General features: G+C 59.3%; 5 protein-coding genes. 1 reads left to right on the top strand and 4 read right to left on the bottom strand.

The window, feature by feature from the left end; translation table 11 throughout:
• Positions 1-353: DUF3313 family protein (locus BMX92_RS27195; RefSeq protein WP_143066927.1), on the bottom strand; the 353-nt coding region annotated here is incomplete at its 3' end.
• Between the two features lie 131 nt (positions 354-484).
• On the bottom strand, positions 485-1,060 hold the full coding sequence (locus tag BMX92_RS26355; RefSeq protein ID WP_093022629.1) for a TetR/AcrR family transcriptional regulator: 576 nt from the start codon (positions 1,058-1,060) through the stop codon (positions 485-487).
• 668 nt (positions 1,061-1,728) lie between these two features.
• On the opposite strand from BMX92_RS26355, the gene BMX92_RS26345 reads away from it, so the two are divergent.
• Positions 1,729-2,169 carry a hypothetical protein gene (locus BMX92_RS26345; RefSeq protein WP_093022620.1) on the top strand — a complete coding sequence of 147 codons (441 nt, stop codon included), beginning with the start codon at positions 1,729-1,731 and terminating at the stop codon, positions 2,167-2,169.
• On the opposite strand, the gene BMX92_RS26340 is transcribed toward BMX92_RS26345, so the two are convergent.
• Both BMX92_RS26340 and BMX92_RS26335 read right to left on the bottom strand, forming a co-directional pair.
• Positions 2,150-5,119: a conjugal transfer protein TraG N-terminal domain-containing protein gene (locus BMX92_RS26340; protein WP_256213649.1), complete on the bottom strand. Its 2,970-nt coding sequence runs from the start codon at positions 5,117-5,119 to the stop codon at positions 2,150-2,152. The two genes, BMX92_RS26345 and BMX92_RS26340, sit on opposite strands and share 20 nt — an antisense overlap.
• Before the next feature lie 707 nt (positions 5,120-5,826).
• Complete coding sequence (locus BMX92_RS26335; RefSeq protein ID WP_093022617.1) at positions 5,827-8,277, bottom strand: TonB-dependent receptor; 2,451 nt, start codon at positions 8,275-8,277, stop codon at positions 5,827-5,829.
• Positions 8,278-8,364: the final 87 nt, after the last annotated feature.

Raw genomic sequence — 8,364 nt, 5'->3', positions numbered from 1 at the left:
GGCTCGGGTGCGATCAGGAAGCGTTCGCTGACTTCGAAGCAGATCTGACGATCGACTTCGTGAAGCACCATCGCCCTTTCTTCTGCGGACAATTCTGTTTCGAGATCGGGCGCGATGATGGCGGGCTCGATGAACACGGTCTTCACGGTATCGGACGCCGCGTCGTCCCGGTGATGAGCCGACGCTTTCCGGTTCAGCTCGCCAGCCGCAAGGCTGCTATAGGTGGAGAGGAAGCCGGACCGGACCGCAGGACTGCTCTGACATGCCGATGTAGCGGCGAGGGCGACGACAAGCCCGCAACGTCGCCAGGCGAGGGGGGCTGAACAGCTGCTTTGCACGAATCCCGCCGGCACAATTGATCTCCATTTCAAGATACGAACTGTATCCTAAATATGGCAGCCGATTGTCAATAGGGGTCGAAATGTATCTTATAAATTTACCCTACAACCTGCTCTTGCTGCCTTCTCGAACGGTGGGAAGGAAGTCAGCGGGGCGTAGTGACCAAAGGCAGGAAAGTCTGGTCGACGATTTCGGCGATCGCCATGTCCGAAATCTGTTTCACGGTAATCACGACCTCATGCATGACGAGACTGAAGGGCAATCGGACGACCCGCGGGGTCAGACGATCCTTGTCGACGTCACCGCGCGCTAACGCACGTTCGAGAACATCCTTCATCGGAAAGTCCTGAAAACGATCGTCCATGAAGCTCGTGCCTTCGGCCGCCATGTCCTGGCTCATTTCGAATATAAGGCCGAGCAATCGAGGGGGAGCGCGATCGGCGAAACGCCGTAGCAAGAGGCACATCTCGTCACGGAAATTATCCAGGTTCGGCACCGTGATGGGATTAAGCTTGATGTGCCGGACAATGGCGGCAGATGCGATGCTCGTTTTTGTGGGCCATCGCCGGTAAAGAACTGCTCGGCTCGTGCCGGCGCGATCCGCCACCGCCTGGAAGGTGAAATCGCTATACCCTCGTAACTCGAGTTCGCTCCACGCTGCATCCAGGATCGCGTCTTCCAGGGCGGCGCCTCTCCGGCGCTTTACAACCGTTTCTTTCATCCTTGGACACCACTCAGGCTGTTGGGCGAGATGAAGGGTGTTTTGCGGGGACGACCAGCCAATTCAGCTTCCTTAAGCTCATAAGATACGTTCTGATCCTTCCTGTTAGCGGTTTAACTACGAGAAATGCAATCTCACGCTTCTGTGGTGTTGACTATCACCGGGCCTGAGGGGCAATCTTGTGTGCAGATGATCCACTAGCCTATGATCGCTCGCTCAATGGTGCAGATCGTCTGGCTAAAGGGAGCACGGCGTCGCCACAGGACCGCGAACTCCATAGTGACGATAGCGCTGGCCTGCTCCTTGAAAAGCGTGTCCAAGTTGGATCGAGAGATCGTCCGGTTATATAGAACCGACCCCGCTCGATGAGTTGCGCAGACTTGGAAGGTCCGCTTCGCCAGGTTGATCGACAGCATGTGTACATTCGCCATATGCTGCTCGGTAGGGCGCCAGCATGGCGCTACTGAGCATCCATCGACGCCCGATAAAGCAATACATCTGCCCCATAAGTTCAGTTAGCCCAGAACGACGCGCCCGAATTCCAGCATCGGTGGGATGAGCCCAGCTGTGAAAAAAACGATACTGATCAAGAGATCGCAGCATCACGAAGGGGAGGGGGCTGGCGGCGAGGCGGAGGAATGATATCTTTGGCCAAAGGATGAACTGGAATGTCGAACCCTGAACCCTTAGACGATCTCTTTGCTACGTTGCCCAAGCCAAAGATCCGTGATTGGCTTTGGCGACCCCTGCATGCAAAACTTTGGTGGTTCGCAATGCCCCTATACTGGGGCGGAATGATTGCGTCCCTCCATGTTGAAGCGTTGGCGAGTTTTTACCGTTCGGCATTTTGTGGCGTTTTCAACGTTTTTTTCTTTCCTCCGCTCATGTCATTCATACTTGGTTTTGGATATTTCAGAGCGCTTTTCGAACGAACAGAGTTTTCCGACTGCGAAGATTTAGAGGGGGGAGCAGATTGGCAAGGTGCCCGGTACGGTCCCCTTGGTCTCCTACGCGAGTTGGATCTCACCGATCCAGCTTCAGGCTCGCGGTGGATTGGCAGCACTTTGAACCCGATCAATCCCGGCTACATCAATCGCCGCTCTTCTTGAAGTGCGTGTCGCCATCGAATGGGCCGGATTTCAAATCAGTAGAGAATCGACCTGTGTTAAGAAGCGAACTTTGTTCCAGTGAAGTGACGGGTGCGGTCAAATCTACAACACCGCCCCCACTGTCGGCGTCGCCAAGGTAGCGGCTCCTCAATCCGTCGGGGCCGAGTATTTCGGCAGCCAAGCTTTCAGAGAATTTTTCTGCTGGATTGGGTGAGCGCGCGGAAGATCGTTCTGCGTTCGCCACCGCTTGCCGGACTTCGTAGTTGACGATGTTCAGCTGCGAGCTTGCAGTTTCGCTTGTGGATCCGACTTCTTGTGTCGAGATTCCTAACGAGCCGCGCGAGCGCCCAAATGCGGTTCTACCGCTAGTCCCCTTGCGGGTTTGATCCGTGCCAGAACCAGCGCCACCTGAAATCTCACCGCTCACTGACACCTGAAATGTATTTTGGTCTTGCGCCGCTCGACCGATAGAACGTTCCCATCCCGTTTGCGCCATGATAGCTTGCACATCACGTTGGAGAGTGTCGGCAACTTGGGGTTTCAGGCGCCAATTGCCCTTGCGATCCATCTCGAACCCGCCTCGGAGCCAGTTCGCCATGGCAGCCTTGCCCTCGGCGCCCCCGCCTAGGAAATGTTCGATCGTGTCCGGCCCAGCCTGTTTGCCGGCTTCAAACCTCGTGCTCGTGTCATTCCGTGCGGATTTCTCGTAGCTGGCGCTACTCGATACGAGAAGATCATTGTGAGCAAGGCTGAAGCGGGCATGGCCGCCATTTGCAACAGCGCCGAGTTGACTTTCATTGATGAGGCCAGCCTTCCACATCTGGGCCGCCGTGGCGGGTGTCAGGTTGAGGCTGAAGTCGCCATTTTGGTCCATGGCGATCTGTCGCTTGCTCATGTCGATGCCGTTCGTTTTGAGGAGCGATTGCAGGCGCGCCAGGCGCTCTTTCTCGACGATGCTGGTCATCCTGGCGTTGCGCGCCCGGTCTGCTACGCCATCAGCGCCCCCCTCTGCCATGTCGAGTTGGTTGCCCGCGCCATCGCTCAGAGTTCGGATGAAACTATCGAGCCGGGCGGCTTCGCGGGTCGACATACCAGCGGCGGCCGCACCTTCTGCAAAGCCAAAATTGTCCGATTGCCTGCGCTGTTCACCAATTCGGGCGGCACTGCGCGTCCCGTCATGACCGAGCTCACGCTGCGCGTCGAGCTTGCCTGACCGCTCGGCAAAGTCATAGCCGGCAGCCTCGCGTGTGCGGCCATAGACGCTTGTACCTTCCCGCGACGCCTCCGCAGTTGCCCCATCGGCGGTCCCGACCTCGCTTGAAGCCCTGTAGGTCTCCAGTGCATGCATGACCTGCGCTTCGCTGCGGCCAGTAGCGCGGGAGAGTTGGCTGATGGCGGTAGAGCGCGCTTCGCCCGAGAGGGCGTTGATGAAGGCGATGCGGCGGTTCATTTCATCTACCGGCAGGCCCAGCATCCGGGCTGCGAACCGCTGTCCCTCATTTCCGCCGGTCCGCCGGGCCTGTTCGGTCGCGACATTGCCGCGCTCGACGGCGGAAACCTCGCTGCCAGCATAGTCGCGCCGGCCTTCCATCGCACCTACCTGAGTCTGCGCGGCGGTGAGTTCATTCTTGAGCATCTCACCTTGAGAGAAGCTGTTGGCGATGAGCTTGGCGAAGGTCGGATCGGCTTGCGCCTGCGCAATCACACCGCTGGCTTTGAGCGCCGCGTCTTGCGGAGCGTAGCCCGCGCGCTCGAAATGGCGGCTCGCGCTCTGCATCATCATGTCATAGGCGCGCGTGTCGCCAAAGGCGCGCCACTGGACGAGATTCTGGGTGAAGGCGGCAAAAGCCTTCTCGCCTCCCTGACCTGCGCCGAAGTGATCTGTTCCAAGTTTCCGAAGTGCATCCTTCTCCGCGAAATTGTGGATGGCGCCAGTGGCGGCGGCCGCCTGGACCGCGCCTTTGACCGCCGGGTCGCTGAGATCGCGGCCAGCAAGCGCGGGGGCGAGGCCGCCCAGTTCGCGGCCGGCATCGATACCCCCCATGCCAAGTGCGGCCTGACCCGGCACGCCGCCATGCGCGCCCTTAACCGCGCCGGCAGCGCCGAAGCTGCGCGTCGCCCCAAAGCTGGACCGCTCGCCGAAGTCGCCGAACGAGGAGGCGGCAGCGCGGCGGTTACCGGTTCCGGCGGCTGACGCCTGGGCTTCAAGCGCTGAGGCATAGCCTTCCGATGTCGAGACCGTCGCCGCTGCGGAGGAGGCTTGCGCGGTGACGCCCAGCGATCCGCCGGTGAAGGAGGAGAAGACATTGCCCGAAAAGCGGAACACGGTGAACACGAAGGCGCCTGCAAGGCCAGCGCCAGCGGTGCGGAAGCTGCCGAATATGGCGAGCGCTTTCATGGCCGCCGAGGGCGCGAGCATCCAGGCATTGGCTGCCAGATGATTGGCGCGCATCTCCGCGAGCGTCGCTGTCGCCCGGCCAAGGGTCAGCTGGTAGATGCCCGCATCGATCACGCCCCACAGGGCCACGAAGACGAAGAGCCCAAGGGCAAAGCTCGCGACCCGCAGGTTGATCGACGTCAGGATGAAGAGGAGCGCCACCGGCACCATGAAGAGCATGATCCCGAAGACGACGGCGCGGATCGTTGGGAACCATTCGTTCGCGGTCGACATGGTGGCAAGACCGCTCGATACCACGGCTCGGTTCGCCATCACGCGAGAGGCGGTTGCCGGGCTATAACCGGACCGAGCGATCCAGGGCAATCCTTCCACCTGCGTGCAGCGAATGCTGCTGCACGACCTCGTCCCGTTTCGTGCTGTTCTGTAAAGTCTGGTGACGCCGTCCGCCTCTGTTTTGAGGCCGGGGTAATGGGATCCAGCTTCAGCATTGGCGTTCTGCACGAACGCCTGCGCTTCCTGCGTCGTTGCCTGTCTGATGCCGCCATCCTGCAAGCGGACGACTTTAACGCCATATGGCCTGCTGCCGCGCGGAAAGGGGGTCGTTGCAGCGAAGGGAAAGAAGCGCTCATCGAAGCGATAGCCCCGTAAACTTTCCTGACGCAGCGCGCTTTTCGGCCCGGCGTCGTCACTCGCCTTGTAGAGGATGCTCGTCCCCTCCGCGTTGAACCGAAAGTCGATGATGTCACTGTCATCGGTCACGATTGCGCGACTTCCGCCTGCCGCATCCCAGGCCCATAATTGCAGTCGGTCGCCAACGAACTTTGGAAATGCGAGAAGTCGCCCGTCAGGTGACCATTGGGGCGCGATGACCTGCGTTACCCCTGTCGGAAAGCCATGCGTGTCATAGAAACTGTCGAACTTCCAGAAGGCAGCGCCCGGGCCATGGTCTGCCAGCACATTCTTACCGTTTCGATCGACGATATAGATGCCTGAACAATAGCTGTTGGAAGCAATATTTGCGCGCCTGACGGCGACAGCGATGCGGGATTGATCCGGGGACAGGGCAAAGACAGGATCAGGTTGCAGGCTGCCATTGGAGCCGATGTCCAGCAGTTCGATCAGATCCGTATCTTCGATCGGGCGTGACCTGGCGTCGGGCAAATGGCGCTGGAGATTTTCCGCGCAGTCGGGGTGAGCAGGCACGACTGGCAGGGCAGCCGTGCCTGCTGCGGCAAGACTCATCGCAAGGGAAATGAGCATTACCAGGCTTTGGACACAGTGAGGCTGATCGTTCGCCCGACTGCGGAATAGTTGGTTGCGTCATAATTGGGCGCGGCTCCGCTGGAGGTGCGGATAAGCGAAGGATGCGCGTTCAGGATATTCTGTCCGGCTAGGAGGAACGACCAGTCAGACCACATATCTTTGCCCCTGGGCTTCCAGGCGATAGTGGTATCTACCGTATGAAAGGCATCAACCTTATAGGTCGTGGCGGTTCTCTCATCCTTCGTGCCGCCAATATAATTATAGGCGAGCGTCAGAGTTGTGCTGCCATGCTGCCATGATCCACCCGCGCGCCCGCGCCAATGTGGTGGCCGGAAGATGGTGCCAGCCTGTTGAATGACCGGCTGATTGGCGCTCAGCCTCTGATCGCTCTCAAGATAGCTTGCGCTGCCTTCCAGGCTGAAGGCATCGCTCTTGCGGGAAAAGCCATAGGATATCGATGCGTCGATACCCCGGATATGCTGCCGTGCTGCATTCTGGAATCCGGTATTTACAATCGCTGCAATATTGGCAGGGTCATAGAGACTGCCAGTCTGGTTCTGTACGCCTAGCGGCAGGTTGGCCGTTGCTGCCAGAACCTGTTCGAGCGACGGATTGACGATAATGAGATCTGCATATTCAGACCTAAAGGACTGGGTGCTATCGGCTATCGGGCGAATGACCCGGTTCTTGTAGCGTACATCAAAGACGCTGGCCTCAGCCTTGAAGCCGGGGATTTTGGGTGGTTTAAATTCGGCTGTGAGAGTAAGCGCATTGGCTGTCTCGGGTTCCAGCGCCTTGTTACCCCCGCTAAGTTGCAGGACGGCTCTGTTGGATGGCGGGGACGGCAGGTAGAGAGTTGGAGAAATAAGCACGCCCTGGCGGACAATATTCATCTGGCTGAGCGTTGGTGCCTTGAAGGACTTGCCCCAACTACCTTTGAGCGTAAGCGCCGACAGGGGCTGATAGGTGAGGCCGACCTTGGGCGTAGCCAGACCACCAATCTCGTCATAGCGTTCATATCGGACAGCGCCGGTCAATTGCAGCGAACGCAGCAGAGGCGATGCATTGGCATCGGAGACCAGAGGAAGGAAGAGCTCACCATAGCTGTAAATGGCTGTTTGGGAGTCCGAATAGCTCAGGAGAGTGCGGACGGTCGCGCCGGTCGTTCGGAAGCTGAAGGCTGTCAGACCATTGGATCGCAAACCGGCGCCCATGGCCAGCCGCGCATCGCCACCGGGCATCGCGAAGAGTTGACCTTCTGCGCTGAACTCGGCCGACCAGAGGTCATTCTTGTACCGTACATTGTTGACGGCCGACAGGCTGCCGCCCGAGAAAAGATCTACCATGATATGGCTGTTGCTGCTGGCATATGTCGCGCGAGCCGTCATCTCCCACCCGGCGGGCAGACGGAACGTCACAGACGGGCTGACCGAATAGCTTTCAATATCCGGTTGCCCCACGATCCCATTCTGGACAAGAGCTGCTGTGCCGCTCGACGGGACGCCAATACGCGATTTGTGTCTGTTGTAATGGGCGTCGAGCTCAAATTCCACGACCTCACCAAGAGCCTGATGGCCAGCGAACACGGCGCTCCATTGCCGGTTTGACGGATAGATCGTCAGCTCTGGATTGACACTCCGGGTGAAAGATCGCTGCGAAGCCGAGATGTCGGATGCCTTGTTGAAGTCGCCTGCAATCATGAACCCGCCGCCGCGCCACCGACGACCGGTTACGGCACTATATTGCTGCTGGAAGGCGCCGCCTTCTGTGGCGCCACCGATCCGCAGGCTGGTCTCTAGCCCGTCAGAATCACGGCGTAGGATGATGTTGGCGACCCCGCCGACAGCATCTGATCCATAAAGCGCCGAGGCACCGTCTGCGACAATTTCGACGCGATCGATGGCCGCCATGGGGATGGCCGAAATGTCGATCCCCTGACTCACGGCATCATAAGCAACACGGTGGCCATTGAAGAGGGTCAGGGTTGCGTCCGGTCCAAGGCCACGAAGGTTGAGAGCGGACGAAGATGTGGCATTCTCCGAGCCTGCCTGCAAACTTGTGACAACCCCTGGATTTTGGCCGCCATTGAAATTCTGCGGGATGCTGCGCGCAAATGAGCCAAGGTCGCTATGGCCAAGTTCCGCGATCTGTTCACGGGATACCGAAATGACCGGCGACGTCGGCTTCGCGCCGCGAATGCGCGAGCCTGTGACTGAGAGCTGGAGATCCGTCGCGCCGGTTACCTCCTCGCGCGACGGCGCGTCTCGCCCCCGCAGGGTTATCGTGCGATCCCTGATCTCGGCGGTGAGGCCCGAAGGCGCGAGGAGGGCGGGCACGGCTTCTTCGACCGTGTAGGCGCCGGCGAGAGAGGGAGCGTGCGCGCCCTTGAGGCTGTCGGGGTCGGCGACCAACTGATAGTCGCTTTCGCGCGCTATGAAAGTATGCATCCGGCGAGACGCGCCTTGTCGTGAGGTAGGGGCCTGCTCTTAAGAACGCTCTCGAGAGCACGCTTAGGAGCAGTGGATGCGGCAGAT

Source organism: Sphingobium sp. YR768 (genome assembly GCF_900111125.1).
Lineage (GTDB): Bacteria > Pseudomonadota > Alphaproteobacteria > Sphingomonadales > Sphingomonadaceae > Sphingobium.
Note: the sequence above shows the minus strand (reverse complement) of the source record. Positions and strands in the feature narration are given on the sequence as shown.